The 25,752-nt window shown below is 66.5% G+C and carries 23 protein-coding genes and 1 pseudogene; 11 read left to right on the top strand and 13 right to left on the bottom strand.

The genetic code is table 11. The annotated features are described in order from the left end of the window. Positions 1–26: 26 nt before the first annotated feature. Positions 27–2,129: an elongation factor G gene (gene fusA / locus ACFW0H_RS20960; protein ID WP_422915785.1), complete on the top strand. Its 2,103-nt coding sequence runs from the start codon at positions 27–29 to the stop codon at positions 2,127–2,129. 413 nt (positions 2,130–2,542) lie between these two features. On the opposite strand, the gene ACFW0H_RS20955 is transcribed toward fusA, so the two are convergent. From ACFW0H_RS20955 to ACFW0H_RS20945, 3 genes are all read right to left on the bottom strand, one after another. Then, a complete protein-coding gene (locus ACFW0H_RS20955; protein WP_422915784.1) occupies positions 2,543–3,163 on the bottom strand; it encodes an NAD(P)H-dependent oxidoreductase in 621 nt (206 codons plus the stop codon). Continuing rightward, entirely contained in the window at positions 3,156–4,550 is a 1,395-nt protein-coding gene (locus ACFW0H_RS20950) for a class II fumarate hydratase (RefSeq protein ID WP_422915783.1), read from the bottom strand. Before ACFW0H_RS20950 ends, ACFW0H_RS20955 begins: the two co-directional genes overlap by 8 nt. Before the next feature lie 72 nt (positions 4,551–4,622). Then, positions 4,623–5,633: a DUF2804 domain-containing protein gene (locus ACFW0H_RS20945; protein WP_422915782.1), complete on the bottom strand. Its 1,011-nt coding sequence runs from the start codon at positions 5,631–5,633 to the stop codon at positions 4,623–4,625. 291 nt (positions 5,634–5,924) lie between these two features. Between ACFW0H_RS20945 and ACFW0H_RS20940 the strand changes: the two genes are divergently transcribed. From ACFW0H_RS20940 to ACFW0H_RS20920, 5 genes are all read left to right on the top strand, one after another. Beyond that, positions 5,925–6,434 (top strand): DUF2059 domain-containing protein, encoded by a 510-nt coding sequence (locus ACFW0H_RS20940; protein WP_422915781.1) that lies wholly within the window; start codon positions 5,925–5,927, stop codon positions 6,432–6,434. 13 nt (positions 6,435–6,447) lie between these two features. Beyond that, positions 6,448–6,753 (top strand): BolA family protein, encoded by a 306-nt coding sequence (locus ACFW0H_RS20935; RefSeq protein ID WP_422915780.1) that lies wholly within the window; start codon positions 6,448–6,450, stop codon positions 6,751–6,753. Between the two features lie 154 nt (positions 6,754–6,907). After that, on the top strand, positions 6,908–7,843 hold the full coding sequence (gene trhO, locus ACFW0H_RS20930; RefSeq protein WP_422915779.1) for an oxygen-dependent tRNA uridine(34) hydroxylase TrhO: 936 nt from the start codon (positions 6,908–6,910) through the stop codon (positions 7,841–7,843). A gap of 29 nt (positions 7,844–7,872) precedes the next feature. Beyond that, complete coding sequence (locus tag ACFW0H_RS20925; protein WP_459077324.1) at positions 7,873–8,484, top strand: DsbA family protein; 612 nt, start codon at positions 7,873–7,875, stop codon at positions 8,482–8,484. Beyond that, entirely contained in the window at positions 8,477–10,258 is a 1,782-nt protein-coding gene (locus ACFW0H_RS20920) for an ABC transporter ATP-binding protein (protein ID WP_422915778.1), read from the top strand. The genes ACFW0H_RS20925 and ACFW0H_RS20920 overlap by 8 nt, the downstream gene beginning before the upstream one ends. Before the next feature lie 163 nt (positions 10,259–10,421). Here ACFW0H_RS20920 and ACFW0H_RS20915 read toward each other — a convergent pair whose 3' ends face one another. Further along, positions 10,422–11,318 (bottom strand): class I SAM-dependent methyltransferase, encoded by an 897-nt coding sequence (locus ACFW0H_RS20915; RefSeq protein ID WP_422915777.1) that lies wholly within the window; start codon positions 11,316–11,318, stop codon positions 10,422–10,424. Positions 11,319–11,470: 152 nt separating this feature from the next. Next, positions 11,471–12,568: a helix-turn-helix transcriptional regulator gene (locus ACFW0H_RS20910; protein ID WP_422915776.1), complete on the bottom strand. Its 1,098-nt coding sequence runs from the start codon at positions 12,566–12,568 to the stop codon at positions 11,471–11,473. Between the two features lie 296 nt (positions 12,569–12,864). Here ACFW0H_RS20910 and maiA point away from each other — a divergent pair, with 296 nt between their 5' ends. From maiA to ACFW0H_RS20895, 3 genes are all read left to right on the top strand, one after another. Next, a complete protein-coding gene (gene maiA, locus ACFW0H_RS20905) occupies positions 12,865–13,530 on the top strand; it encodes a maleylacetoacetate isomerase (protein WP_422915775.1) in 666 nt (221 codons plus the stop codon). Between the two features lie 96 nt (positions 13,531–13,626). Beyond that, positions 13,627–15,036, top strand: coding sequence for an amino acid permease (locus tag ACFW0H_RS20900; protein WP_422915774.1), 1,410 nt, complete (start codon positions 13,627–13,629; stop codon positions 15,034–15,036). A gap of 206 nt (positions 15,037–15,242) precedes the next feature. Beyond that, the gene (locus ACFW0H_RS20895; RefSeq protein WP_422915773.1) at positions 15,243–16,346 is read left to right on the top strand and encodes a hypothetical protein; all 1,104 of its coding nucleotides are present in this window, start codon (positions 15,243–15,245) and stop codon (positions 16,344–16,346) included. Between the two features lie 10 nt (positions 16,347–16,356). On the opposite strand, the gene ACFW0H_RS20890 is transcribed toward ACFW0H_RS20895, so the two are convergent. From ACFW0H_RS20890 to ACFW0H_RS20875, 4 genes and pseudogenes are all read right to left on the bottom strand, one after another. Then, a complete protein-coding gene (locus ACFW0H_RS20890) occupies positions 16,357–17,394 on the bottom strand; it encodes a metal-dependent hydrolase (RefSeq protein WP_422915772.1) in 1,038 nt (345 codons plus the stop codon). A gap of 191 nt (positions 17,395–17,585) precedes the next feature. After that, on the bottom strand, positions 17,586–18,173 hold the full coding sequence (locus ACFW0H_RS20885; protein ID WP_422915771.1) for a chemotaxis protein CheD: 588 nt from the start codon (positions 18,171–18,173) through the stop codon (positions 17,586–17,588). Further along, positions 18,170–18,391, bottom strand: a pseudogene (locus tag ACFW0H_RS20880) (CheR family methyltransferase); the annotation flags it as partial. The pseudogene ACFW0H_RS20880 and the gene ACFW0H_RS20885, both read right to left, overlap by 4 nt. 281 nt (positions 18,392–18,672) lie before the next feature. Beyond that, positions 18,673–18,825, bottom strand: a complete 153-nt coding sequence (locus ACFW0H_RS20875; protein ID WP_422915770.1) for a PSPA7_2676 family Cys-rich small protein — start codon at positions 18,823–18,825, stop codon at positions 18,673–18,675. Between the two features lie 356 nt (positions 18,826–19,181). On the opposite strand from ACFW0H_RS20875, the gene ACFW0H_RS20870 reads away from it, so the two are divergent. Next, entirely contained in the window at positions 19,182–20,042 is an 861-nt protein-coding gene (locus ACFW0H_RS20870; protein WP_422915769.1) for a CAP domain-containing protein, read from the top strand. A gap of 248 nt (positions 20,043–20,290) precedes the next feature. Here ACFW0H_RS20870 and ACFW0H_RS20865 read toward each other — a convergent pair whose 3' ends face one another. From ACFW0H_RS20865 to ACFW0H_RS20850, 4 genes are all read right to left on the bottom strand, one after another. Beyond that, positions 20,291–22,102 carry a monovalent cation:proton antiporter-2 (CPA2) family protein gene (locus ACFW0H_RS20865; RefSeq protein WP_422915768.1) on the bottom strand — a complete coding sequence of 604 codons (1,812 nt, stop codon included), beginning with the start codon at positions 22,100–22,102 and terminating at the stop codon, positions 20,291–20,293. Between the two features lie 97 nt (positions 22,103–22,199). Further along, positions 22,200–22,823 (bottom strand): isochorismate family cysteine hydrolase YcaC, encoded by a 624-nt coding sequence (gene ycaC / locus ACFW0H_RS20860; RefSeq protein ID WP_422915767.1) that lies wholly within the window; start codon positions 22,821–22,823, stop codon positions 22,200–22,202. Positions 22,824–22,880: 57 nt separating this feature from the next. Next, entirely contained in the window at positions 22,881–23,567 is a 687-nt protein-coding gene (locus ACFW0H_RS20855; RefSeq protein ID WP_422915766.1) for a hydrolase, read from the bottom strand. 119 nt (positions 23,568–23,686) lie between these two features. Continuing rightward, entirely contained in the window at positions 23,687–24,550 is an 864-nt protein-coding gene (locus ACFW0H_RS20850; protein ID WP_422915765.1) for a pirin family protein, read from the bottom strand. A 99-nt stretch (positions 24,551–24,649) separates the two neighbouring features. Between ACFW0H_RS20850 and ACFW0H_RS20845 the strand changes: the two genes are divergently transcribed. After that, positions 24,650–25,555 (top strand): LysR family transcriptional regulator, encoded by a 906-nt coding sequence (locus tag ACFW0H_RS20845; protein WP_422915764.1) that lies wholly within the window; start codon positions 24,650–24,652, stop codon positions 25,553–25,555. Positions 25,556–25,752 lie beyond the last annotated feature (197 nt).

The raw sequence follows: 25,752 nt of genomic DNA, 5'->3' as shown, positions 1-25,752 counted from the left end.
TATGAATCCGCACGGAGGTGATCGCCATGGCACGTACTACTCCCATCAGCCATTACCGCAATATCGGCATAGTGGCCCACGTGGATGCCGGCAAGACCACCACCACCGAACGGGTCCTCTACTACACCGGGGTCAACCACAAGATGGGCGAGGTGCACGACGGCGCCGCGACCATGGACTGGATGGTCCAGGAGCAGGAGCGCGGCATCACCATCACCTCGGCGGCCACCACCGCCTTCTGGACCGGCTCGCGCAAGCAGCTGGAGAAATTCCGCATCAACATCATCGACACCCCCGGCCACGTCGACTTCACCATCGAAGTCGAACGTTCCCTGCGGGTACTCGATGGCGCGGTGGTGGTGTTCAGTGGCGCCGATGGCGTAGAGCCGCAGTCCGAGACCGTCTGGCGCCAGGCCGACAAGTACCACGTGCCACGCATCGCCTATGTGAACAAGATGGACCGCGCCGGCGCCGACTTCCTGCGGGTGGTGGAGCAGATCAGGAAGCGCCTCGGCCACACCCCGGTGCCGATCCAGCTGCCCATCGGCCAGGAGGAGAATTTCCACGGACAGATCGACCTGATCCGCATGAAGGCCATCTACTGGAACGACGCCGACCAGGGCGCCACCTTCCGCGAGGAGGACATCCCCGCCGAGTTGCTGGAGGACGCCCGGCACTGGCGCAGCGTGATGCTGGAAGTGGCGGCCGAAGCCAACGAGGAGCTGATGACCCGTTACCTCGACGTTGGCGACCTCACCGAAGACGAGATCAAGGCCGGCCTGCGCATCCGCACCCTGTCCTGCGAGGTGGTGCCGGCGGTATGCGGCTCCTCCTTCAAGAACAAGGGCGTGCCGCTGGTGCTGGACGCCGTGGTCGAGTTGCTGCCGGCGCCCACCGAGATTCCGTCGATCCGCGGCACCCACCCGGACCACCCGGAGAAGGAAGACGAACGCCACGCCGATGACGCCGAGCCCTTCTCGTCCCTGGCCTTCAAGATCGCCACCGACCCCTTCGTCGGCACCCTGACCTTCGTCCGCGTCTACTCCGGCGTGCTCAACTCGGGGGATGCCGTGCTCAACTCGGTGAAGGGCAAGAAGGAGCGCGTCGGACGCATGGTGCAGATGCATGCCAACCACCGCGCCGAGATCAAGGAAGTGCGCGCTGGCGACATCGCCGCGCTGATCGGCATGAAGGACGTCACCACCGGCGACACGCTGTGCGACCTGAACAAGCCGATCATCCTCGAGCGCATGGACTTCCCCGAGCCGGTGATCTCCATTGCCGTGGAACCCAAGACCAAGGCCGACCAGGAAAAGATGGGCATCGCCCTCGGCCGGTTGGCCCAGGAGGACCCATCGTTCCGGGTGAGGACGGACGAGGAGACCGGGCAGACCATCATCTCCGGCATGGGCGAGCTGCACCTGGACATCATCGTCGACCGCATGAAGCGCGAGTTCGGCGTCGAGGCCAACACCGGCAAGCCGCAGGTGGCCTATCGCGAGACGATCCGCAAGACCTGCGAGATCGAGGGCAAGTTCGTCCGCCAGTCCGGCGGGCGCGGCCAGTACGGCCATTGCTGGATCCGCTTCGCCCCGGCGGATGAAGGCAAGGAGGGGCTGGAATTCGTCAACGAGGTCGTGGGCGGCGTGGTGCCCCGCGAGTTCGTCCCGGCCATCCAGAAAGGCATCGAGGAGCAGATGAAGAACGGCGTGCTCGCCGGCTACCCGCTGATCGGCCTGAAGGCCGCCGTGTTCGACGGCTCCTACCACGACGTGGACTCCAGCGAGATGGCCTTCAAGATCGCCGCCTCCATGGCCACCAAACAGCTGTCGCAAAAAGGCGGCGCGGTGCTGCTGGAGCCGGTGATGAAGCTGGAAGTGGTGACGCCCGAGGATTACATGGGCGACATCATGGGCGACCTCAACCGCCGGCGGGGCCTGATCCACGGCATGGAAGACGGGCTCTCCGGCAAGATCGTCCGCGCCGAGGTGCCCCTGGGCGAGATGTTCGGCTACGCCACCGATGTGCGCTCGATGTCCCAGGGCCGGGCCAGTTTCTCCATGGAGTTCGCCCGCTACGCCGAAGTGCCGGCGAGCATCGCCGAGGCGATCGTGAAGAAGTCCGGTTGAGCAGGGCGGGCCCGGGGCCCGCACTCGCGAATGAATTCGCTCCCACAGGCAAGGTAAAAACAACCAGATCGCACGGACTGCCCCCTCTCCCTCTGGGGCGAAGAGGCGCGCGTTCGGAAGCCCCGCTTCCGGTGCCGATGAGCGACTGAGCGCGAAGCGATCAGGCTGGGGCGCAGAGCGGGGTTGGGGTGAGGGATGGTGGGCGATACCGGGAGTCGGCCGAGTAAACCTGCGGGCCGAGGGGGACGCTGCGCGTCCCTTGGCGAATGAATTCGCCCCTACAAGTCCTGTGCCATCAGCCCTGTAGGGTGGATAGCGCTTTTCTATCCACCGGCGGGGCCATGCAGGACACCGATGGTGGAAATCCCCAAAGGGATTTCCACCCTACGCGCAAATCGACATGGACCCTGGGATCAGCAGCGGGTACCGAGCAATTCGGCCTTGCGCAGCCAGGTCTGGCGCTGCTCCTCGGAGGAGGGACGCACCGGGGAGAACTCGGTGAGACGACGGGTCTTGATCCCGCAGAAGCCGAGGATGGTGCGCACCATCTGGCGGTGCGCCGGGGCGCCGTAGATCCAGCGGAAGTACCAGGGCGGGGTGTCCAGGGTCACCAGCAGGTCGGCGGTGCGGCCGCTCAGCAGCTTGTCCCAGGCCTGGGACTGGCCGCGGTAGCGGAAGGCGAAGCCGGGCAGGAAGACGCGGTCGAAGAAGCCCTTGAGCAGCGCCGGCAGGCCGCCCCACCAGACCGGATAGACGAACACCAGGTGCTCGGCCCAGTGGATCTGCCGCTGGGCGTCGAGCAGGTCGGGCTCGAGGATCTGGTTCTGGTCGTAGCCGCCGCGCAGCACCGGGTCGAACTGCATCTCGCCGAGCTTCAGCAGGCGCACCACGTGGCCTTCGCTGCGGGCGCCCTGGGCGAAGGCATCGCTCAGGGCGTGGCACAGGCTGCCGCCCTTGGACGTGCCGAGAATCATCAGGATGCGCTTGCCGTCACCTTCGAGCGGCGTGGCGCCGTGCTTTGCCGCCTCAGCCATGTTGACCGGCCTCCAGCATGCCTTCCGGGCGGACCCAGGCGTCGAATTCTTCCTCGGTCAGGTAGCCCAGGGCCAGGGCCGCCGCGCGCAGGGTGGTGCCCTCGGCATAGGCCTTCTTGGCAATCTGCGCGGCCTTGTCGTAGCCGATGTGCGGGTTGAGGGCGGTGACCAGCATCAGGCCGCGCTCCAGGTGCTCGGCCATCCTCGCGGCATCCGGCTCCATGCCGGCCACGCAGTGCTGCTGGAAGTTGCGGCAGCCGTCGCCGAGCAGGCGGATGGACTGCAACACGTTGTGCACGATCACCGGCTTGAACACGTTCAGCTGCAGGTGTCCCTGGCTGGCGGCGAAACCGATGGTGGCGTCGTTGCCCATGACCTGGCAGGCCAGCATGGACAGGGCCTCGCATTGGGTCGGGTTGACCTTGCCGGGCATGATCGAGCTGCCCGGCTCGTTGGCCGGCAGTTTCACTTCGGCCAGGCCGCCACGGGGGCCGGAGCCCAGCAAGCGCAGGTCATTGGCGATCTTCATCAGGGCCACGGCCAGGGTCTTGAGGGCGCCGGAGAGGTTCACCAGCGGCTCGTGGCCGGCCAGGGCGGCGAACTTGTTCGGCGCCGAGACGAAATCCAGCCCGGACAGCGCCGCCAGCTCGGCGGCCATGGCATCGGCGAAGCCATGGGGGGCGTTGAGGCCGGTGCCCACGGCGGTACCGCCCTGGGCCAGTTGCAGGACCGCCGGCAACGCCGCGCGGATGGCCTTGTCGGCGTAGTCGAGCTGGGCGACGAAGGCGGAGAGTTCCTGGCCGAAGGTGACGGGGGTGGCATCCATCATGTGGGTGCGACCGGTCTTCACCAGATGGGCGTGACGCGCCGATTGCTCGGCCAGGCCGCCGGACAGTTCGGCGATGGCCGGCAGCAGCTCGTGCTGCACGGCCTTGGCGATGGCGATGTGCATCGCCGTGGGGAAGCAGTCGTTGGAGCTCTGGGCGAAGTTCACATGGTCATTGGGGTGGACCGGGCTCTTGCCGCCGCGGCTGCCGGTGGCCAGCTCGTTGGCGCGGCCGGCGATCACCTCGTTGACGTTCATGTTGCTCTGGGTACCGCTGCCGGTCTGCCAGACCACCAGGGGGAACTGGTGGTCGTGCTTGCCGGCCAGCACTTCGTCGGCGGCCTGTTCGATCAGGCGGGCGACGTCCGGCGGCAGGTCGCCGTCGCGGCCATTGACCCGCGCGGCGGCCTTCTTGATCAGTGCCAGGGCATGCACCACAGCCAGCGGCATGCGTTCGCCACCTATCGCGAAGTTTTCCAGCGAGCGCTGGGTCTGGGCACCCCAGTAGGCATCGTCGGCGACTTCGACAGGCCCCAGGCTGTCGGTTTCTGTGCGGCTCATGTGGATTGGCTCCGGCTATTGATTCCGCAGTTTAGGCCGTAACTCCGGCACTCGGTTCAACCGTTCGGGCGATTACCAGCGCGCGCGGGTGGCTCCCAGCCAGCCGACGGCGTTGTTCACCGGCACGCACTCGCCTGCCGGGCTGCGCAGCACGCCGTCGAAGTGGCCGAACCATTGCCGGGTGTCGGCATGGATCGGGCCGACGCGCGGGCAGGCGTGATGCAGCTGCCGGGGCGTGAAGCTGAGCTCCACCCGGCGGCAGGGGGTGCAGAGCCGCCAGGGCGCGAGGGGGTTGCCGGCGGCCTGCTCGATCGCTACCGGGCGGTCCAGCTTGGACAGCTTGCCGCCGAACCACAGGGCGTTCTCGGTCAGGCCGCTGGCGTCGGTCCAGCCGCCGCCGAAGTTGGCCGCGATGCCGCCCGGGGCGGCGAAGGCGGCGCGGGTCCAGTGGCTGTTCCACGGCCAGACGCCGCGGCCGAAGTCGAGCGCGGCGAAGCTCTGCCCGGTGGTGCATTCGTAATGCCGGTCGCCCAGTTGCACGCTGCCGCTGGCGGGAAGGCCCATATGCCGGCTGCAGGCATGGAAGCAGCGGCCGGCCATGGGGGCCACCAGGTTCACCGAGTCCAGGTGGGCGGGGCGCAGGACGTCGAGGGCGACATGCAGCGGCAGGCCGCCGAGGTCCGGGGCCTCCACCCGCAGGCGCAGGCGGCCGAGGTGTTCCTCCACCTGGATCTGCAGGCGCGGGTGGTCGAAGCCATGGCTCGCCAGCGGCGTGTCGGGCAGCCGGCAGCCACGGGCGAAGGCGCGCAGCTGGGTGTGGGCGACGGCCTGGCCGCTGTCGAGGTCGAGAAAGTAGGCGGCGCCGTAGCCCAGGTAGTCGAGGTCCCCGAGGGTCAGCGAAAGCATCCAGCGTGGCGTGGTGATGCACCAGTGGTTCCAGCGCTTGCGGCGGCCGAAGTGGCCGGGGATCGCGTAATCCAGGCGGGGTCGGCTGGACCAGCCGACGGCGCTGGGAACGAGTTTGCCGCGGGCGTCGCAGAGCGCGGGAGATCCCGGCGGCAGGGTGGAGATGTGGCTAGTCATCGGGCACGTCCATGTGTGTGCGGAGCCTGGGTTCTGCAAGAAACCGGCCTCAGCCTCATCGGAGAATCCGTCGAATCGCACCACGGATTTCGAAGCCGGCACAGGATGCCCAGTGGGTGAAAGCATGAGCAAGTGATGGCATTTTGACAACTGTCCGATTGAGCGCTGTATCGCACATTTTCGCCACGGGGTTGTCGAAGAAACTCGCGGCTTGAGCCCGATATCGGCTTGAGCGCAAAATGATCTGCCTCGGGGCAGCCCCCCTTATCCACGCCCGAACAAGGATTCCCAATGACCAAGCTTCGCGTTCTCTGCACCGCCGTTCTGCTGGCTTGCGCCAGTGGCCAGGTCCTGGCCGATGCCGCCAGCCACGCCGCCGACGCCGAGCGTTTCCTCAAGCTCGCCCGCGCGGACAAGCTGACCGTGCCGGTCTACGCGCAGGTGCAGCAGATGTTCGAGCAGCGCTTCCAGCAGACCAAGGCGCCGGCCGACAAGAAGGCCACCCTGGAAAGCTACCAGGCCAAGGCCAATGCCGCCCTGGACAAGGCTGTCGGCTGGGACAAGCTGAAACCGGAACTGGTGAAGATCTACACCAGCAATTTCACCGAGAGCGAACTCAAGGAACTGGTCGCCTTCTATGAATCCCCCCTGGGCAAGAAAGTGCTGGAAAAGATGCCGGCCCTGACCCAGCAGTCCGCCCAGCTGACCCAGAGCCGCCTGGAAAGCGCCGTGCCCGAGGTCAACAAGTTGCTCAGCGACATGACCAACGAACTGGCACCCCAGGACAAGAAGAAGCCGTAAGCGGAGTTACCCGATGTCCATGCAACAACGCATCCTGACCGCCCTGGCGGCCCTCGAACCGCAGCACCTGGAAGTGCTGGACGAGAGCCACATGCACAGCCGCGGCCTGGAAACCCACTACAAGGCGGTGATCGTCAGCCCGGTGTTCGCCGGGCTGAACGCCGTCAAGCGTCACCAGAAGGTCTACGGCAGCCTCGGCGAGCTGATGGGCCAGTTCCACGCCCTGGCCCTGCATACCTACACCCCCGAGGAGTGGGCGGAGCAGGGCGCCGCGCCGGATTCGCCCACCTGCAAGGGCGGCAGCAAGCTGGGTCATTGATAGGCGGTACGCCCGCTGGGCGCCTGAGACATTCTCACGCAGCCTGTCCCCTGCGGCTTTTTGATAGACTTCGCACCGCGCCGGCCCAGCCGGCGCAGTCGTTTCTATCACCCGGTCCGCCCTTTGCGAGGGCGACCACTGGAGGAAGTACCGCATGACCCAGATCGTTGTTGCGGCGCTGTACAAGTTCGTCACCCTGAAGGACTACGTCGCGCTGCGCGAACCGCTGCTCAAGACCATGCTCGACAACGGCGTCAAAGGCACGCTGTTGCTGGCCGAGGAAGGCATCAACGGCACCGTGTCCGGCACCCGCGAAGGTATCGACGGGCTGCTCGCCTGGCTCAGGGTCGACCCGCGCCTGGTTGACCTGGACCACAAGGAGTCCTACTGCCAGGAGCAACCCTTCTACCGCACCAAGGTCAAGCTGAAGAAGGAAATCGTCACCCTCGGCGTGCCCGGCGTGGACCCCAACCAGCAGGTCGGCACCTATGTCGAAGCCAAGGACTGGAACGCGCTGATCAGTGACCCCGAGGTGCTGCTGATCGACACCCGCAACGACTACGAAGTGGCCATCGGCACCTTCGAGGGCGCGGTGGACCCGAAGACCGCGTCCTTCCGCGAATTCCCCGACTACATCAAGGCCCATTACGACCCGGCGGTGCACAAGAAGGTGGCGATGTTCTGCACCGGCGGCATCCGTTGCGAGAAGGCTTCCAGCTACATGCTCGGCCAGGGCTTCGAGGAGGTCTTCCACCTCAAGGGCGGCATCCTCAAGTACCTGGAGGAAGTGCCCCGGGAGGAAACCCTCTGGCGTGGCGACTGCTTCGTCTTCGACAATCGCGTCACCGTGCGCCACGATCTATCAGAAGGGGACTTCGACCAGTGTCACGCGTGCCGTAACCCGATCTCGCTGGAAGAGCGCCTGTCTGAACACTACTCGCCGGGCATCAGTTGCCCGCACTGCTGGGACAGCCTGAGCGAGAAGACCCGCGCCAGCGCCCGCGAGCGGCAGAAGCAGATCGAACTGGCCAAGGTCCGCAACCTGCCCCATCCGATTGGCCGCGACCCGCGCCAAGCCATGGAGGACTGAGTTTGTCCAACGCCCGCCTGCTCTATGTGATGGACCCCATGTGTTCCTGGTGCTGGGGCTTCGCCCCGGTGGCCTCGGCCCTCGCCGAGCAGGCCGCGGCGGCCGGCGTGCCGCTGCACCTGGTTGCCGGCGGCCTGCGTACCGGCCACGGCGCGGCGCTGGATGGCCACACCAGGCGCTACATCCTCGAACACTGGCAGGCGGTCAACCAGGCCACGGGACAGCCCTTCCGCTTCGAGGGCGCGCTGCCCGAGGGTTTCGTCTACGACACCGAGCCGGTCTGCCGCGCTCTGGTGGTGGCGCGCATGCTCGCGCCGGAACTGGCCTGGCCGCTGGTCAGGCAGATCCAGCACGCCTTCTATGCCGAAGGGCGCGACGTGACCCAGGCATCCACCCTGGTGGCCTTGGCGGAGCAGGTGGGGATTGCGCGCATCGCGTTCGCCGAAGCCTTCGACGGGGCTGCGGCCCGCGAGGCAACGGCCGCCGACTTCACCTGGGTACAGGACCTCGGCATCGCCGGCTTCCCCACCGTGCTGGCCGAGCGCGATGGCCAGCTGGCGTTGCTGACCAATGGCTACCAGCCGCTGGACGACCTGGCGCCGCTGCTGGGTCGCTGGCTGGAACGGGGTACCCATGGCTGATCGCTTGAGCTGGGCGGAGGTCCGCCGTCTGGCCTTGCGCCACAAGAAAGCACTCTGGCTGGCCAACTTCGCCGCCGTACTGGCCACTCTCTGCAGCGTGCCCATTCCGCTGCTGCTGCCCCTGCTGGTGGACGAAGTGCTGTTGCAGCGCGGCGATGCCGCCCTGCGCTTCATGGACCACTTCCTGCCCCAGCCCTGGGAAAACGCCGTCGGCTATATCGGCCTGATGCTGGTGACCACCCTGTTGTTGCGCGGCATGGCCCTGGTGTTCAACGTGTTGCAGGCGCGCCTCTTCGCGCGGCTGGCCAAGGACATCGTCTATCGCATCCGCATCCGCCTGATCGAGCGCTTGAAGCGCATTTCCCTGGGCGAGTACGAAAGTCTCGGCGGTGGTACCGTCACCGCCCACCTGGTGACCGACCTGGACACCCTCGACAAGTTCGTCGGCGAGACCCTGAGCCGCTTCCTGGTGGCCGTGCTCACCCTCACCGGCACGGCCGGCATCCTGGTCTGGATGCATTGGAAGCTGGCGCTGCTGATCCTCCTGTTCAACCCGCTGGTGATCTACTCCACGGTGCAGCTGGGCAAGAAGGTCAAGCACCTGAAGAAGCTGGAAAACGACAGCACGGCGCGCTTCACCCAGGCGCTGACGGAAACCCTGGAAGCCATCCAGGAAGTGCGCACCAGCAACCGCCAGGGCTTCTTCTTCGGCCGCCTCGGTCAGCGCGCCCAGGAAGTCCGTGACTACGCCGTGGCCTCCCAGTGGAAGAGCGACGCCGCCGGGCGAACCAGCGGCCTGCTGTTCCAGTTCGGCATCGACTTCTTCCGCGCCGCGGCCATGCTCACGGTGCTCTTCTCGGACCTCTCCATCGGCCAGATGCTGGCCGTGTTCAGCTACCTCTGGTTCATGATCGGCCCGGTGGAGCAACTGCTGGGCCTGCAGTACTCCTACTATGCGGCCGGCGCCGCGCTAGGGCGGATCAACGAGCTGCTGGCCCGCGCCGACGAGCCCGAGTACAGCCCCGCCGTCGATCCCTTCAAGGGGCGCGATACGGTCGGCATCGAGGTCAAGGGCCTGCGCTTCGCCTATGCCGACGACCCGGTGCTGGACGGCCTCAATCTGTCCATCGCCCCGGGCGAGAAGGTGGCCATCGTCGGCGCCAGCGGCGGCGGCAAGAGCACCCTGGTGCAACTGCTGCTCGGGCTTTACCAGCCCCAGGCCGGACAGATCCGCTACGGCGGTTGCCGCCTGGAGGAGATCGGCCTGGCCGAGGTGCGCGACAACGTCGCCGTGGTCCTGCAGCACCCGGCGCTGTTCAACGACAGCGTGCGCGCCAACCTGACCATGGGCCGCGAGCGCAGCGACGAAGCCTGCTGGCGCGCGCTGGAAATCGCTCAGTTGGCCGACACCATCCACAGCCTGCCCCTGGGCCTGGATAGCGTGGTGGGGCGCTCCGGCGTGCGCCTGTCCGGTGGCCAGCGGCAACGCCTGGCCATCGCCCGCATGGTGCTGGCCGAGCCCAAGGTGGTGATCCTCGACGAGGCCACCTCGGCCCTGGACGCCGCCACCGAGTATGCCCTGCACCAGGCCCTGGGCACCTTCCTCAATGGCCGTACCACGCTGATCATCGCCCACCGCCTGTCGGCGGTTAAGCAGGCCGACCGCGTGCTGGTGTTCGACGGTGGCCACATCGCCGAAGACGGCGACCACCAGCAGCTGATCGCCGAAGGCGGGCTCTACGCCAAGCTCTACGGGCATCTGCAGCAGGGCTGACCGGAAGTGGCGGCCGTAGGGGGCGCCATGCGCACCGTGACGGAGCAGGACCGGGAATCGATGTTCTTCTGTACGTCGGAATCGGTGCGCACAGCGCACCCTACGAGGTGATGCTGCTGGCCTGGGTGGAAATCCGCGTGACGGATTTCCACCATCGGTGCCGTCAGCCGTACCGCACCGCTTCGAGGAACACGATGCGTTGGCCGATATCGTGGAACACCCGCGCCGAGGCGATCTGGTTGTAGTCGATACCGTCCAGCAGGCTGAGCATCTGTGCGTCGTGGCGGTAGCGCGGGCGCCAGTCCAGCAGGCCTTCGAGCAAGGCGATGGCGTTGATGCCGGGGCGAAAATTGCCCAGCAGCAGCCGGCCGCCGGGGCGCAGGGCCTGGAACAGGCGATGCACCAGGCGCTCGCAACGGCGGTCGTCGAGCAACTCGGTGACCGCCGCCGAATACACCAGGTCATAGCCCTCGAACTGGCATTCGCCGGCCAGCAACTGGTCGAGGTCGCCCAGGCGGGTGGTGACGCCCAGCGCGCCGTAGCTCTTGCGCACGGTTTCCAGGCGCGCCTGGTCATCGTCGAACACCAGCATTTCACCGTAGCGACCATGGCGCAGGGCATGGGCGAGTTCCGCCTCGCGGAAGTGGCCGCCGGCGATGCACAGCAGGCGCGCGGCCTTGCCGGCCTGCTGGCAGGTCTCGTCCACCGCGCGGGCCAGCATGCGGCGCCGGCAGCGCAGGGCCCGAGCGGCCGCCGCGCTGGTCGCGAAGTCGAAAAGCTGGCGGGTACGCTCCTCGGGCAGCTCCCGCAGCGCGTCGGACTCCACGCCGTAGAGATAGTCCAGCAGCGTGGCGTTGCCGCAGCGCATGCCCGGACTGAGGAGGCGCTTGCAGGGGAACGGCAGGATGTTGCTGGTTGGACTTGGTGCTTCACTGGCCGGCTCGGGGTGGTCGAACCTCAATCGTTCCCGTTCCGACTTGATCCTCGCCAGTTCCTGGCGGAGTTGTTGTTGTTCCTCGAGACGTCTGCGCAGTTCTTCCGGACCGCTGATTTCTTCCACACGCCACCTCCTCTGGCCCAACGCGGAATCCTCGACCCGGCACGCGGGATGAAGGCAGATGTTGACTCCGTTAGTACCTTAGTTGATGGCCATTTGCCCGCCATCATTCATCTAGATGAAATGGCGATTTCCGATGGCTGGAAGTATGCCGTTCAGAGGTCCTGGAGGCGGGCAAGGAGGCTGAGCAGTTCGGCCTGGCGCTCCGTCCCGGTCTTGCGGAAGAGCGCGCGCAGTTGGGTCCGGACCGTGTTGATCGAGACCGTCAGGCGCGCGGCGCAGGCTTCGGGGGCGAGGCCCTGGACGAGCAGTTCGGCGAGGCGTCGTTCCGCTGGGGTGAACTGGAAGAGTTCGGCCATGAATGGGTTCCGTGGCTGGTGCTCCAGCAGGGCGAGGAGCACCAGCGGGCCTGGATGGCGGGCGGCCAGGGCCTGATCTTCCGGCACCGGTGTCACCAGCAGCTGGCTCGGCGGCTCCGCTTCCAGGGGCAGCCAGCCGGCGCGGCGATTGCCATCGCGGCCCAGCGCCTGGCGCAGCAATGCCTGCAGGCGGACGTCGAGGCTGCCAGCGTACAAACGTCCCTGGCGCTCCTGCAGGGGAAACTGCCGCCGGCACAGGCGCAGTTCGGCCTGGTGGTTGCAGAAGACTACCCGGCCTTCGACGTTCAGCAGCCAGACCGGCGTCGAATGGCGCTCCAGCAGCAGGTCACGGCGGGCCACATCCAGTTCCAGTGCCTGCAGGCGGTTGGACATCCGTGCCGCGCGCAGCAGGTGCGGGCTGAGGCGGTTCAGCAGGTCGCGCTCGTGCCGCTCCGGCAGGCTCGCGCCCACGGCCGTCAGCAGCGACAGGTAGACCCCCGAGTCGGCCTGCTCATGCAGCTTGATGCAGGAAATGCTGTTCATGCCGAAAGGCAGGTGGAATTCCTGGTAGTAGGGGTCGCGCCGGATGCGCCGTGGGCCGAGGTCTTCGCGGTCGTGGTACCAGCTGCCGACGGGGCGCGGCACCAGCACTTCCTTGGCCGGATCGTACTGGTGGTAGTAGCCGTTGTACGCCTCCACGCTGGCCGGGTCGCAGCTGTGGATGGAGGTCACCTGTGGACGTCGCTGGCGCTGGTCGAGGAAGAGCAGGGCGCCCATCTGATGCCCGGTGGCCGCCGCCAGCCGATCCAGCATCGGATTCCAGGTGCTTTCGTCCAGCACGCACTCGTAGCAGAGGTTGACCAGTTCGTCGTAGAGCTCGTCCATTTGCGGCATCGCGCGGCGTCCTTGAATGGCAGGTGGCGCATTGCCTTCATATGGCACAGCGCGGCGGCCCTTGAGAATCGCCGCTGGTCGGGCAGCAGGATTCCCGCCTGGAAGCCTGGATGAACGCCCTGTAAATAAAAGTTTACGTAGTTGGGGCGCCTGGCAGGCTGTGCCATCAGTATCTCGTTGGTGTAAGGAAAACTTTCCGGTTTGACCGTTCGGCGCTTCGCTCCGGCGAGTTCCGCGCCTTGTTCGCGAAGCGCTGCCAGAGTGTCATGGCGCAAACAAAAAATCGGTCCGACGCCATGAACACCGAACTGACCCTATATGGCTACTGGCGCTCCAGCGCTGCCTACCGTGTCCGCATCGCCCTCAACCTCAAGGGCCTGGCCTACCGCCAGGAGCCGGTCCACCTGGTCAAGGACGGTGGCCAGCAGCACCAGGGTGCCTATCGCGAACTCAATCCCCAGGGCCTGGTCCCGCTGCTGGTGGATGGCGGCCATGCCGGTGGCGAAGTCCGCATCGCGCAGTCCCTGGCCATCCTCGAATACCTCGAAGAAGCCTTCCCCGTTCCGGCCCTGCTGCCGGCCGACACGGCCCAGCGCGCCCTGGTGCGCTCCCTGGCCCTGCACATCGCCTGCGACGTGCATCCGCTGAACAACCTGCGGGTGCTGCAGTACCTCAAGAACGAACTGGGCGTGGCGGAAGACGCCAAGGACGCCTGGTACCGCCACTGGGTGGGGCTCGGCCTCGCCGCTGTGGAAAAGGGGCTGGAAGCCTTTGGTGGCAAGCTTTCCCTGGGTTCCCGCCCGGGCTACCTGGAAGCCTGTCTGATTCCCCAGGTCTACAACGCACGGCGCTTCGGCTGTGACCTGTCGGCCTATCCGCGCATCCTCGATATCGCTGCGCGCTGCGAAGCCCTCGAGGCATTCAGGAATGCTGCTCCGGAGGTACAGCCAGACGCACAGTAATCCGGGGTCTGGTCTACCCACCTGCCTTGCAAAGTTCCGCCGGACCACAAGCCCGGCGGGTGAAATCCCGTCACGACAACAACAAAAGGTGACGCAATGAGTGAGATGCAACACTCGGGCGAGCTGAAACGCGGCCTGAAGAATCGCCATATCCAGCTGATCGCCCTCGGCGGCGCCATCGGCACCGGCCTCTTCCTCGGCTCGGCCGGGGTGCTCAAGTCCGCCGGCCCCTCGATGATCCTCGGCTACGCCATCTGCGGCTTCATCGCCTTCCTGATCATGCGCCAGCTCGGCGAAATGATCGTCGAAGAGCCGGTCGCTGGCTCCTTCAGCCATTTCGCCCACAAGTACTGGGGCGGTTTCGCCGGCTTCCTTTCCGGCTGGAACTGCTGGGTGCTCTACATCCTGGTGGGCATGTCCGAGCTCACCGCGGTGGGCAAGTACATCCACTACTGGTGGCCAGACGTCCCGACCTGGGCCACGGCGGCGGTGTTCTTCCTGGTGGTCAACGCCATCAACCTGGCCAACGTGAAGCTGTTCGGCGAGGCCGAATTCTGGTTCGCCATGATCAAGGTGGTGGCCATCGTCGGCATGATCGTCCTCGGCTGCTGGATGCTGTTCAGTGGTAGCGGCGGCGAGCAGGCTGCGGTGAGCAACCTCTGGGAACATGGCGGCTTCTTCCCCAATGGCGTCAGTGGGCTGGTGATGGCCATGGCCTTCATCATGTTCTCCTTCGGCGGCCTGGAAATGCTCGGCTTCACCGCTGCCGAGGCCGACAAGCCGAAGCAGGTGATCCCCAAGGCGATCAACCAGGTCATCTATCGCATCCTGATCTTCTATGTCGGTGCCCTGGTGGTGCTGCTCTCCCTGAGCCCCTGGGATGCGCTGCTGGCCTCCATCAACAGCGCCGGCGACGCCTACAGCGGCAGCCCCTTCGTGAAGATCTTCGCGCTGATCGGCAGCGACACCGCCGCTCACCTGCTGAACTTCGTGGTGCTCACCGCCGCCCTGTCGGTCTACAACAGCGGCACCTACTGCAATGGCCGCATGCTGCTGGGCCTGGCCGAGCAGGGTGACGCCCCGCGCGCCCTGGCCAAGGTGGACAAGCGCGGCGTGCCGGTGCGCTCGATCATGGTGTCGGCCGTGGTGACCTTCCTCGCGGTGGTCGTCAACTACGTAGTCCCGCAGAACGCGCTGGAGCTGCTGATGTCCCTGGTGGTGGCCGCCCTGGTGATCAACTGGGCGATGATCAGCTACTCCCACCTGAAGTTCCGTCAGCGCATGGACAAGGACGGTGTCCGCACCGGTTTCCGCGCCCTGTGGTTCCCGATGGGCAACTACCTGTGCCTGGCCTTCGTGGTGTTCATCCTCGGCGTCATGCTGATGATCCCGGGCATCCAGGTGTCGGTGTACGCCATCCCGCTGTGGCTGCTGGTGATGTGGGGCTGCTACCGCCTCAAGCTGTCCAGCGCCGCCAAGGCCCGCCAGGCCTACGCCGCCAGCTGATTGCCGCCCCACCCGCAAGGCCCGGCCAAGTGCCGGGCCTTGTCGTTTCCGAGCTTCGGGTTAAGGAAAGGACCACACAGTTTGTCGTGATTTTGCAGGTAAAATCGGATAAATCCAGACAAGATGCTGGCTTCTTAGGCTTGTGAAGCGGGCGCCTCCCTGTATGGTGGTGGGTTCGTCCCCAGGACCCGTACAGGAGAAGGAATATGAAACTGGCCCTGCACTTCGATGGTTCCGTTGCGATCAACACCCTGCGCCAGGCGATCCTGGCCGCCGGGGAGAGCACCACCATCCACTACTCCGCCGCCCACGACCTGGACGCCAGCGCCATGCTCTCGGTGCTGAGCGCCTCCGGTGGCGAGAAAAACCTGGTCCTCGGTTTCGACGGCGCCCGCCTGGACCCCCGCAGCCTGCAGCAGGCGGTGAGCTTCGCCAGTGACCGCACCCGCATCGATATCGCCGCCGCCCAGGCGGTACAGCCGAGCGCCCTGGTGACTGCCATCGCCGCCGCTGGCGATAGCAAGTCCATACGGGCGGTCTTCAGCGGCGCCCGGGTCAACCAGGAGACCCTGCGCAGTGCCCTGGACGCCGCCGGCCGCGAGGTGGGTATCAGCCTCGTCGCTTCCCAGTCCCTTGCCCAGGAAGCCCTGCTGGCTACCCTCCAGGCCGCGGGCGACCAGCGCAAGCTCGCCGTGGAGCTGGGCGGCGCGCAGCCGGCGGCCAACCTGCTCCAGGCTGTGGAGGCGGCTGGCGCCAATACCGGCATCGCCATCAACACCGCCCACGCCCTGGACCGGGACGAGCTCCAGGCGCTGATGCTGGGGGCCGGGGATGCCAAGCAGCTCAGCCTTTCCTTGAATGGTTCCCAGGTGGATGAAGCTGCTCTGCCGCACCTGGTGGCCGCCGCCGGCACCAACACTCTGGTGCGGCTGAACACAGCCGAGGCGATTGGCGCAGGAAGGCTGCTGGCGGCCATCGAGGCCACCGGCAATACCCGTCAGCTCAACGTCGAGTACAACGGCGTGCAGGCCGCTGCCGCTGGCCTGGTGCAGGCCATCGAGGCGGCTGGCATCAGCACCTCCGTGAGCGTCAGCAGCGCCCAGGGTGTGGCGGTCGAGGGGTTGGTTGCGGCGCTGGACGCAGCGGGGCAGGCCAGGAAGCTGGACCTGCAGTTCAACGCCGGGCAACTGCCGGCGGCCGAGTTGCAACGATTGGTGGAGGCCGCCGGCAATCGCTGCGGCCTGTCCATCAACGGCGCCCAGGCATTGCCATTGCCGGCGCTGCTGGACGTACTGAAGGCAGCGGCCTGACCGCCGCTGTCTAGTGCTGCAGCAGGCCGGCCCAGGTGGAGAGCGGCACGGACGGTTCCTGGTGCCAGATGCGCTGCCAGAGCACCTTCAGGCGTTCCAGGTCGCCGCGCTCGGTGCGCCAGCGGCGCGCCTCGGCCACCGGCTGCCAGCGCCCGTCCCGGCGCTCGGCGAGAACGAAGCGGAACGGGTGGAAACCGGTCATGCCCAGGCGCAGGTCGGTGACCACCAGCGCCTGGTCGATCTGGTCGTAGCGCAGGATGCCGTGGGTGAACCAGGCCAGCCGCAGGTGCTGGGGAGAATCCCGCAGCCGCCGCGCGAGTTCGGTGCCGCGCGGGATGCGTTCGAGCTTCGGCGGCTCGCGGTCGAACCAGCTCACCAGGGACTCGTGGTAGTCCTCGCCGTCCAGCACGACCACCCGCCAAAGCAGGGTGTTGAAGGGCGCCGGCGTGCTGAAGATCGCCTGCGGGCGGATGCCTTCGCGATCCAGCACCTCGGCGACCCGCTGCTCGGCCATGAACTTGCCGCCCAGGGTCGACAACAGGTAGAGGCTGGACAGCGCCAGTGCGGCCAGCGGCAGGCGTGGCACGCGCTCACGCAGCCCGAACAGCAGCCCACCTAGCACCGCGGCCAGCAATGGCAGGCTGTAGAGCGGATCGATGATGAAAATGCTCGACCAGGCCACGGGGGGCGTCGCCATCGGCCAGAACAGCTGGGTGCCGTAGCTGGTGAAGCAGTCCAGCAGCGGGTGGGTGACCAGCACCAGCCAGAGGGCGAGGAACAGGCGTCGGGTGGAATAGCCCGGATGCGGCCGGAAGCGCCGCACCAGCCAGGTGAGCAGCGCGGCCAGGGCACTGAGGACGACAAGCGAATGGCTGAAGCCGCGGTGGTAGGTCATCGCGGCTACCGCGTCGCTGTAGCGGATCGCCACGTCCAGGTCCGGCAGGGTACCGAGCAGGGCGCCGTACAGCAGCGCCTTGCGGCCCTGCCAGCGGCCGAGCATCGCGCCCTGGATGGTGGCGCCGAGCAGTGCCTGGGTGAGTGAGTCCATCGCCGTCCTTCGTGATAGGTCAGCGAGCTACGTTAACGGTCCCTCTGGCCATTGGCTTGCGGGAAATTCGGACGAAAGTTTTCCACCGACGCGGCATTAATCCCGCACCTGGCCCGCCGTAGGGTGCGCCATGCGCACCGATTGCAGGATCAGCCCTTGCTCCGCGCTCAACTGCCGCGATCGCCACCTGTTCACTTCTTGAACAGATCGTAGGGGCCCAGCACCTCGCCGCGCTTGAGGTACAGCAGGTATTCCAGTTCGCGCTGCTGGATGGTGTCGTTGTGCAGGCTCCTGAGTGTCTTCACCTGCACCTGGCCGCTGGAGGGGAAAATGTAGACCTTGCGCGCATGCGGACCCATCACATCCTCGGCCAGCAGCGGGATGCCTTCGGTGTCCAGATAGCTGTGGACGAACTCCACCGTGCGCAGAGTGGTGTCGTGGCGCAACAGTTCTTGGGGCAGGTTGCCGGCGCCGAATACCTTGGCTTCCAGTTGGTAGCGGCGGGCACCTTCGCGCAGCAATTCCTCTATGAGCTGCTCCATGATGCGCACGCCGTGGTGAGCGCTGGCCTGGTCGGGCAGGAGGAAGTGGTTCATCCCGCCGATGCCGCGCTGGCTGTCGAACAGGCAGACCGCGACGCAGCTGCCGAGTACCGCGACCAGCACCTGGTCCTCGCTGGTGGCGTAGAACTCGCCGGGCAGGATCTTCACCGCCGGCAGCTGGAAATCGGGATCGAAATAGCGGTTGGAGGCGATGGCGCCTGCAGTTTCTCCTTTCATGCCGGAACTCCTGTAACGGGCCTGTAGACGGTGCGGCTGACCAGCTTCACCACGTGGCTGGCCTGCACGAAGCTTTCCGCGTGCCCGGCAAAGAATAGACCGTCTGACCTGAGCAGCCGCACCATGCGTTCCAGCAGTTGGACCTGGGTGGTCTTATCGAAATAGATCATCACGTTGCGGCAAAAGATCCCGTCGAAGCCGCCGGGCAGGCGCCAGTCCGGCACCGCGGCCACCGGCTGCCGGCTGGCCAGCCAGCCACCGCCAAGGGCCAGCCAGACCGGCACATCGAGGGCGACCAGGCCGGCGCAAACCAACCAGACCAGGGAGTGCAGGGCCAGGCACTTGATGGGATTGGCGGAGGACGGATGCGACATGGTGCACTCCCTTGCCTGGTTGTTCGGCCGGACGGCTGACCCTGTGAAGGTCATCGGCAACGCTGGATAAAGCTAGAGGGTGATGGCGTGCTGTCAACTGGCCAACCGTCCGCTGCCCGCGTCGATCATCCGGTGGTTTCCACCCCTTCCTCCGGCGGGCTCACATAGCGTTGGGCGCCACAGCGCAGGCAGCGTTGGCAGATCATGGGCACGGCGCCCACTTCGGTACGGAAACTCTCGGTCCAGCGACAACCGAGCAGGAAGCAACGAATACGCATGGCTCCTCCCCGGGGGCGACCCCCCTGGTGAGATAAGGCAGTGGTGGTTTGGAACTGCACTCGCCTTGTTCTTGTTGGAGGCATGGATCGGGCCCGAGGTTCGGCCTGAAGCGCTAGAACCGGCAACCTAAACGGCCGGGCGGTGGGACCGCTGGTCGGTGACAAGCGGTGCCAGCGAGCGGATTTCGCCGGGGCACGGACTCTGCGGGCGGGCGAATTCATTCGCGATGGGCAGCGCAGCTGCCCCGAACAACCATGCGCCTCGTCACGGTTTTCCGGACGCCTCTGAACCTTGTTCCTGGCGCCGCAGTCATAGCCCGGCCCGATCTCATCACCCTCCACCGGCAAAGCCTTTCATGCGCCCAATCACCCGATCCCTTCGCCCGCTTTCCCTGTGCTCCCTGGCCCTGTTACCTCTGTTCACCAGCCCCGCCCACGCCGGCGAGGAACGGCAACTGCTGGCCGCCATCAACGATTACCGTACCCACAGCCAGCGCTGCGAATGGCGCAGCTACCGGGCGGCGCCGCCGCTGGTGTTGAAATCCAACGTGGCCCTGCCGGTGGGGTACTCGGGCGAGCTGCGGCGCGGATTGCGCAATGCCGGCTACCTGGCGGGCGAGGTGCGCACCATTCGCCTGTCCGGAGCGCGGGATGCCGAAAGGGCCTTCGACATGCTCCGTGACCAATACTGCGAGGACCTGCTCGACACCCAGGTTTCCGATATCGGGATCAGCCGCAGCGGCAACCAGTGGCGGCTGGTACTGGCCCGGCCGATGGCCAGCGCGCAGCTGGGAGATGCCCGCTCGGCGGGGCAGGCGCTGCTGGCCCAGGTCAACGCGGCGCGGGCCCGGTCGCGCATGTGCGGCGGCAAGCGCTTCGCCGCCGCCCGCCCGCTGACCTGGAGTTCCGCCCTCGGCTCTGCGGCCCAGCAGCACAGCCGCTCCATGGCCACCCGCGACTACTTCTCCCACCAGGACCCGAACGGCGATTCACCCTTCGACCGCGCCCGCGCGGCTGGCTACAAGGGCCGCCAGGTGGGCGAGAACATCGCCGCCGGCCAGGGTTCGCCCAGCCAGGCCATGGAAAGCTGGCTGGCCAGCCCCGGCCATTGCGCCAACCTGATGAACCCCAGGTTCACCCACGTCGGCGCCGCCTACGCCTCGCAAACCCGCAGCGAAAACGGCATCTACTGGACCATGATGTTCGGCGCGCCCTGATACCCGCGATCGCCCCCACAACGGTAAGCCTTTCCAGTCGCCCAGTTCGGATGGGTGGAGCGGAGCGATACCCATGCGGACAGGGCTCATGGGTATCGCAAGCTCGCGGAACGCCGCCCGAGCCATCCTACGTAGCTGAAAGGAGTCGGAAGTCCAGCGCTCCCGGGGATTGCTTGCGAAGGGGGGCTGTTCGCGAGCAGAGCTCGCTCCTACGTGGCGCCAGCCCCCGGAGGGATCAAGGGAGGGCGCTATTTCACGCCCTTGTCCTCGATCAGGTCGGCATCGAACAGGTTTTCCAGCTCGGCGCGGGCCTCGCGGGCGGTCTGGATCACGGCGGCGTCGTCGTCGTAGACCTTGTGCTGGGCGGCCAGCACTTCTTCGTCGTGGCGATGGAAGCGGCGGATGCGGGCATTGGCCTGGTCTTCGTCGAGGCCGAGGCCAAGCAGGGCCTGGCGGCTCATCTCCAGGGCGGAATGGAAGGTCTCGCGCACCGGCACTGCCCCCAGGTCCAGCAGGCGGTGCACATGCTGGCGATTACGCGCACGGGCGATGACCTTGACGTGCGGGAAGTGGCGTTGCACCAGTTCGGTGACCTTGAGATTGGTCTCCGGGTCGTCGGTGGTGACGATGAAGAATTCGGCCTTGTCCACCTTCGCCGCACGGAGGATTTCCGGACGCAGCGGGTCGCCGTAGAACACCGGCATGCGGCCCAGGCTCATGCTGCGGCCGTAGTCGACCATTTCCACCGCGGTGTCCAGCGCCACGTAGTTCACCCGCTGGGCGCGCAGCACCCGGGCGATGATCTGGCCCATGCGGCCCATGCCGGCGATCACGACCCGTGGTTCGTCGCTCTCGATGTTCCTGTACTCCGGCGGCACTTCTACCGGTGCCGGCTTGGCCTTGAACAGGCGGAACAGGAGCAGCACCAACAGCGGGGTGACCGCCATGGACAGGGTGATGGTGAGGACCAGCAGGTCGTGCAGGCGGGCGTCCAGCAGGCCATGCTCGCGGGCCAGCTTGAACACCACGAAGGCGAACTCGCCGCCGGCTGCCAGCACGACGCCCAGGCGCAGCGCCTGGCCGCCGTCCAGGCCGCCGGAGTAGCGGCCGATCAGGTAGAGCAGCGGCAGCTTGATCAGCACCAGGATCAGGGTCATGCCTATGACCGACAGCGGCTCGCTCAGCAGCAGGCCGAGGTCGGCGCTCATGCCCACGCTGATGAAGAACAGGCCCAGCAGCAAGCCCTTGAAGGGCTCGATATGGGATTCCAGCTCATGGCGGTATTCCGAATCCGCCAGCAGCACGCCGGCGATGAAGGCGCCCAGGGCCATGGATACCCCGGCCAGCTCCATCAGCCAGGCGGTGCCGATGACCACCAGCAGCGCGGTGGCGGTGGAGACCTCCCGCAGGCCGGTCCTGGCCACGATGCGGAACACCGGTCGCAGCAGGTAGCGCCCGCCGATGATCACCGCCCCCACGCTGCCCACCACCTTGAGCAGATTGACCAGGGTGTCGCGGTCGGCCTCCAGCTCGCCGGTGCCGGCGATTACCGGCAGCAGGGCGATCAGCGGGATGGCGGCGATGTCCTGGAACAGCAGGATGGCGAAGGCCAGGCGGCCGTGGGGGCTGGTCACTTCCTTGCGCTCGGCCAGCAACTGCAGGCCGAAGGCGGTGGATGACAGGGCCAGGCCGAAGCCCACCACCGCGGCGGTGTTGAGCGATTGCGCGAAGACCAGCCAGGCGACCGCGCCTATGGCCAGGCCGGTCAGCAGCACCTGGGCCAGGCCCATGCCGAACACGGAGTGGCGCATGACCCAGAGGCGCCTGGGCGACAGTTCGAGGCCGATGATGAAGAGCAGCAGCACCACCCCCAGTTCGGACAGGTGGCTGACGTTTTCCGTGTTGCCGATCAGGCGCAGCACCGACGGGCCGATCAGCACGCCGGCCAGCAGGTACCCCAGCACGGCCCCCAGTTGCAGGCGCTTGGCCAGGGGCACGGTGAGGACGGTGGCGAGCAGAAAAATCACTGATGCCTGCAGCAGGCTGCCGTCGTGGGGCATATGTCACTCCTTGGGTTTGGTGCGGGGGGCGACATCTTAGAGCAGGGCGGAACGATGGGGCAGGGCGCCGCGCCAATACGACGCGGCCCCCTGAGGCTCACTTGGCGGTGAGGGTGCTGTAGCTGGTGATCAGGTTGCGGTAGTCGGGGATGTGGGCGGAGAACAGCGCGGCCAGGCCTTCGATGTCGTTGCGCCAGTCGCGGTGCAGTTCGCAGGCCACGCCGAACCAGGTCATCAGTTGCGCGCCGGCGGCTTCCATCCGGCGCCAGGCGGCGTCGCGGGTGACTTCATTGAAGGTGCCGGAGGCGTCGGCGACCACGAACACGTCAAAGCCTTCTTCCAGTGCCGACAGTGCCGGGAAGGCCACGCAGACCTCGGTGACCACGCCGGCGATGATCAGTTGCTTCTTGCCGGTGGCCTTCACGGCCTTGACGAAGTCTTCGTTGTCCCAGGCGTTGATGTTGCCGGGGCGGGCAATGTAGGGGGCGTTGGGGAACTGTTCCTTCAACTCCGGCACCAGCGGGCCGTTGGGGCCGGTTTCGAAGCTGGTGGTGAGGATGGTCGGCAGCTTGAAGTACTTGGCCAGGGCACCCAGGGCCAGCACGTTGTTCTTGAACTTGTCGGGTTCGATATCCCGCACCAGCGAAAGCAGGCCGGCCTGGTGGTCGACCAGCAGCACGGCCGCGTTGTTCTTGTCCAGACGCTTGTATTGGAAAGACATGGTGGTTCTCCTTGCTTCGGTTTGGCGCCTGCCCTCGTGGGGGCGGGCGCATTCAATTCAGCGTTGCGAATCCAGCACTTCGTTGTCCTTGGCCACCTGCTGGGCCTTCATGTAGCTCTCGATCAGCAGTTGGTAGTGCGGGAACACTTGACTATAGGCTGCTGCCCACTCGGCTGCGTCCGGGCGGTTCCAGGTCTGCTGGACCTCCGAGCAGACGGCAGCGGTATCCATGGGCACCACGCCGGCCTGGACGACGCGCGCCAGGGTGATTTCCTGGGCCATCTTCGAATAGGTACCTGACGCGTCGATGACAGCGAACACCTGATAGCCCGCGTTCACGGCGCTGATGCTGGGAAAGGCCATGCACACGCTGGTGATGGTGCCGGCGATGATCAGTTGCTTGCGGCCGGTCTTCTCCACGGCGGCGACGAATTCGGGGTTGTTCCAGGCGTTGATCTCGCCCTTGCGCGCCACGTACTGGGCGTGAGGCGCGGCTTCGTGGATCTCGGGGATCAGCGGGCCGTTGGGACCCTGGGGCACCGAGGCGGTGGTGATGACCGGCATCCTGGCCAGGGTGGCGACCTTCGCCAGGGTGATGGCATTGGCCCGCAGTTCGGTCATGGGCATGTCCTTGACCGTCTGGAACAGCCCGCTCTGATGGTCGATCAGCAGCATCGCTGCATTATTGGGGTCGATCTTCGGGATCTTGCCGTTGAAGTTGGCGACTTGGGCGAAGTTGCTCATGGCGTGTTTCCTCTTTTTCAGGGTGATGGCCGTCCTGGCCGCAGCGGTTGCCCGCCGGCCCACGATTCCGCCGTGGGGGTTGATCAGACTAGGCAAGGGCCCGGCCTGGTGTGGGACCGTCAGTCGAGGCGGCCGAAGTCGCCGCGCTGGAAGTCGCGGATGGCCTGGCGTATCTCGGCTTCGCTGTTCATCACGAAGGGGCCGTAGCTGACGATCGGCTCGTCGATGGGCTCACCGGAAAGCAGCAGCACCAGGGCTTCTCCGTTGGCCTCCAGCAGCAGCTCGTCACCGGCTTGTTCGAGCAGCGCCAGCTGGCCTTCGCGCACCAGGTCCACGCCGTTCGCCAACAAGGCGCCGCGCAGCACCACCAGGGCGGTGTTGCGGCCGGGCTTGAGGTCGAGGCTGACCGGCTTGCCGCCGTTCAGGCGGATGTCCCAGACATCCATGGCGGTAAAGGTGCGCGCCGGCCCGTGGTGGCCGGCGAACTCACCGGCGATCAGGCGTAGGCTGCCGGCGCCATCCGCCAGGGGCAGGTGCGGGATATCGGCGTCGAGGATGGTCTGGTAGCCCGGCGCCGCCAGCTTGTCGCGGGCCGGCAGGTTGACCCAGAGCTGGACCATTTCCAGGGTGCCGCCGCTGCGGGTGAAGGACTCGGAATGGAATTCCTCGTGGAGGATGCCCGAGGCCGCGGTCATCCACTGCACATCGCCGGGGCCGATCAGTCCACCTGCGCCGGTGGAGTCGCGGTGTTCCAGTTCGCCCTGGTAGACGATGGTCACCGTCTCGAAGCCCCGGTGCGGGTGTTGGCCGACGCCGCGTGGCCGGTTGGCGGGGGTGAAGTCGGCGGGGCCGGCGTAGTCCAGCATCAGGAAGGGGCTGATGTGCTTGCCCAGGCTGTCGTAGGAAAACAGTGTGCGAACCGGGAAGCCGTCGCCCACCCAATGGGGCCTTGGGCTGGTGTAGATGCCACGGATCTTTTTCATGGTGTGCCTCCTTGAGTGCATGGGGCACATCTTGAAACTGCAACGCTGGCCTCGGTAGTGGGGTTAAATTGGTCTCAGAGTCCTATTTGGAGAACGACGGTGGAAGACCTCAACGACCTCTACTACTTCGCCCAGGTGATCGAGCACGGTGGCTTCGCCCCGGCCGGACGAGCCCTGGATATGCCCAAGTCCAAGCTCAGCCGGCGCATCGCCAACCTGGAGGAACGCCTGGGCGTGCGCCTGATCCAGCGCTCGACGCGGCACTTCTCGGTCACCGAGATTGGCCAGGCGTACTACCGCCAGTGTGTGGCCATGGTGGTGGAGGCCGAGGGCGCCGCCGAGGTGATCGAGCGCAACCGCTCCGAGCCCCAGGGCGTGGTGCGCATCAGCTGTCCCACGGCACTGCTGGACTTCTGGGTGGGGCCGATGCTGACCCGCTTCATGCTGGAGTACCCGCTGGTGGAGCTGCATATCGAAAGCACCAACCGCCAGGTGGACCTGATCCAGGAGGGCATCGACATCGCCTTGCGGGTGCGCTTCCCGCCGCTGGAGGACACCGACCTGGTGATGAAGGTGCTGGCCAACAGCACCCAGTGGCTGGTGGCCAGCCCGACCCTGCTGGAGCGTTTACCGTCGCTGCGGGTGCCGGCGGACCTGGCCAGCCTGCCGAGCCTGCACTGGGGGGCGCCGCTGCGCGAGTACGTCTGGCAACTGGACGGCCCGGACGGGGCCAGCGCCGCGGTGCGCCACCATCCCCGGCTGGTGACCGACGACCTGCTGGTGTTGCGCCAGGCCGCCGAGGCTGGGGTTGGGGTGGTGCACATGCCCTGGGTGGTGGCGCGTGAAGGCTTGGCCAGCGGCAGGCTCGTCCAGGTGACCCCGGGCTGGGCGCCGCGGACCGGCGTGGTGCATGCGGCGTTTCCATCACGGCGCGGATTACTGCCGTCGGTGCGCACCCTGATCGATTTCCTGGCCGAAGCATTCAAGGGCAGTGATATGAAGTGAGGGGATGTGCGCACCGGCACGGGGCGCTTTTCTGTAGGGGCGAATTCATTCGCCAAGCAGGCCGCAGGGCTGCCGTTCGAACCCGCAGGGGGCAACTGCGTTGCCCTTGGCGAATGAATTCGCCCCTACAGTGGGTCGGTGCGGCTGATGAGGTCGAGTGTTGGCACAAGCCGCTTTTTTGTAGGGGCGAATTTATT

Origin of the sequence: Metapseudomonas cellulosilytica (assembly GCF_049334135.1) — a bacterium.
Lineage (GTDB): Bacteria > Pseudomonadota > Gammaproteobacteria > Pseudomonadales > Pseudomonadaceae > Metapseudomonas.
Note: the sequence above shows the minus strand (reverse complement) of the source record. Positions and strands in the feature narration are given on the sequence as shown.

Excerpts from the sequence above, each read along its gene's own strand:
- ACFW0H_RS20890 (WP_422915772.1), bottom strand. The coding sequence starts at position 17,394 with ATGGACTCACTCACCCAGGCACTGCTCGGCGCCACCATCCAGGGCGCG.
- fusA (WP_422915785.1), top strand. The coding sequence starts at position 27 with ATGGCACGTACTACTCCCATCAGCCATTACCGCAATATCGGCATAGTG.
- ACFW0H_RS20865 (WP_422915768.1), bottom strand. The coding sequence starts at position 22,102 with ATGCCCCACGACGGCAGCCTGCTGCAGGCATCAGTGATTTTTCTGCTC.
- ACFW0H_RS20910 (WP_422915776.1), bottom strand. The coding sequence starts at position 12,568 with ATGCCGCAAATGGACGAGCTCTACGACGAACTGGTCAACCTCTGCTAC.
- ACFW0H_RS20895 (WP_422915773.1), top strand. The coding sequence starts at position 15,243 with ATGAAACTGGCCCTGCACTTCGATGGTTCCGTTGCGATCAACACCCTG.
- ACFW0H_RS20940 (WP_422915781.1), top strand. The coding sequence starts at position 5,925 with ATGACCAAGCTTCGCGTTCTCTGCACCGCCGTTCTGCTGGCTTGCGCC.
- trhO (WP_422915779.1), top strand. The coding sequence starts at position 6,908 with ATGACCCAGATCGTTGTTGCGGCGCTGTACAAGTTCGTCACCCTGAAG.
- ACFW0H_RS20850 (WP_422915765.1), bottom strand. The coding sequence starts at position 24,550 with ATGAAAAAGATCCGTGGCATCTACACCAGCCCAAGGCCCCATTGGGTG.
- ACFW0H_RS20900 (WP_422915774.1), top strand. The coding sequence starts at position 13,627 with ATGAGTGAGATGCAACACTCGGGCGAGCTGAAACGCGGCCTGAAGAAT.
- ACFW0H_RS20855 (WP_422915766.1), bottom strand. The coding sequence starts at position 23,567 with ATGAGCAACTTCGCCCAAGTCGCCAACTTCAACGGCAAGATCCCGAAG.
- ycaC (WP_422915767.1), bottom strand. The coding sequence starts at position 22,823 with ATGTCTTTCCAATACAAGCGTCTGGACAAGAACAACGCGGCCGTGCTG.
- maiA (WP_422915775.1), top strand. The coding sequence starts at position 12,865 with ATGAACACCGAACTGACCCTATATGGCTACTGGCGCTCCAGCGCTGCC.
- ACFW0H_RS20935 (WP_422915780.1), top strand. The coding sequence starts at position 6,448 with ATGTCCATGCAACAACGCATCCTGACCGCCCTGGCGGCCCTCGAACCG.
- ACFW0H_RS20925 (WP_459077324.1), top strand. The coding sequence starts at position 7,873 with ATGGACCCCATGTGTTCCTGGTGCTGGGGCTTCGCCCCGGTGGCCTCG.
- ACFW0H_RS20920 (WP_422915778.1), top strand. The coding sequence starts at position 8,477 with ATGGCTGATCGCTTGAGCTGGGCGGAGGTCCGCCGTCTGGCCTTGCGC.
- ACFW0H_RS20955 (WP_422915784.1), bottom strand. The coding sequence starts at position 3,163 with ATGGCTGAGGCGGCAAAGCACGGCGCCACGCCGCTCGAAGGTGACGGC.
- ACFW0H_RS20875 (WP_422915770.1), bottom strand. The coding sequence starts at position 18,825 with ATGCGTATTCGTTGCTTCCTGCTCGGTTGTCGCTGGACCGAGAGTTTC.
- ACFW0H_RS20945 (WP_422915782.1), bottom strand. The coding sequence starts at position 5,633 with ATGACTAGCCACATCTCCACCCTGCCGCCGGGATCTCCCGCGCTCTGC.
- ACFW0H_RS20885 (WP_422915771.1), bottom strand. The coding sequence starts at position 18,173 with ATGAAAGGAGAAACTGCAGGCGCCATCGCCTCCAACCGCTATTTCGAT.
- ACFW0H_RS20870 (WP_422915769.1), top strand. The coding sequence starts at position 19,182 with ATGCGCCCAATCACCCGATCCCTTCGCCCGCTTTCCCTGTGCTCCCTG.
- ACFW0H_RS20950 (WP_422915783.1), bottom strand. The coding sequence starts at position 4,550 with ATGAGCCGCACAGAAACCGACAGCCTGGGGCCTGTCGAAGTCGCCGAC.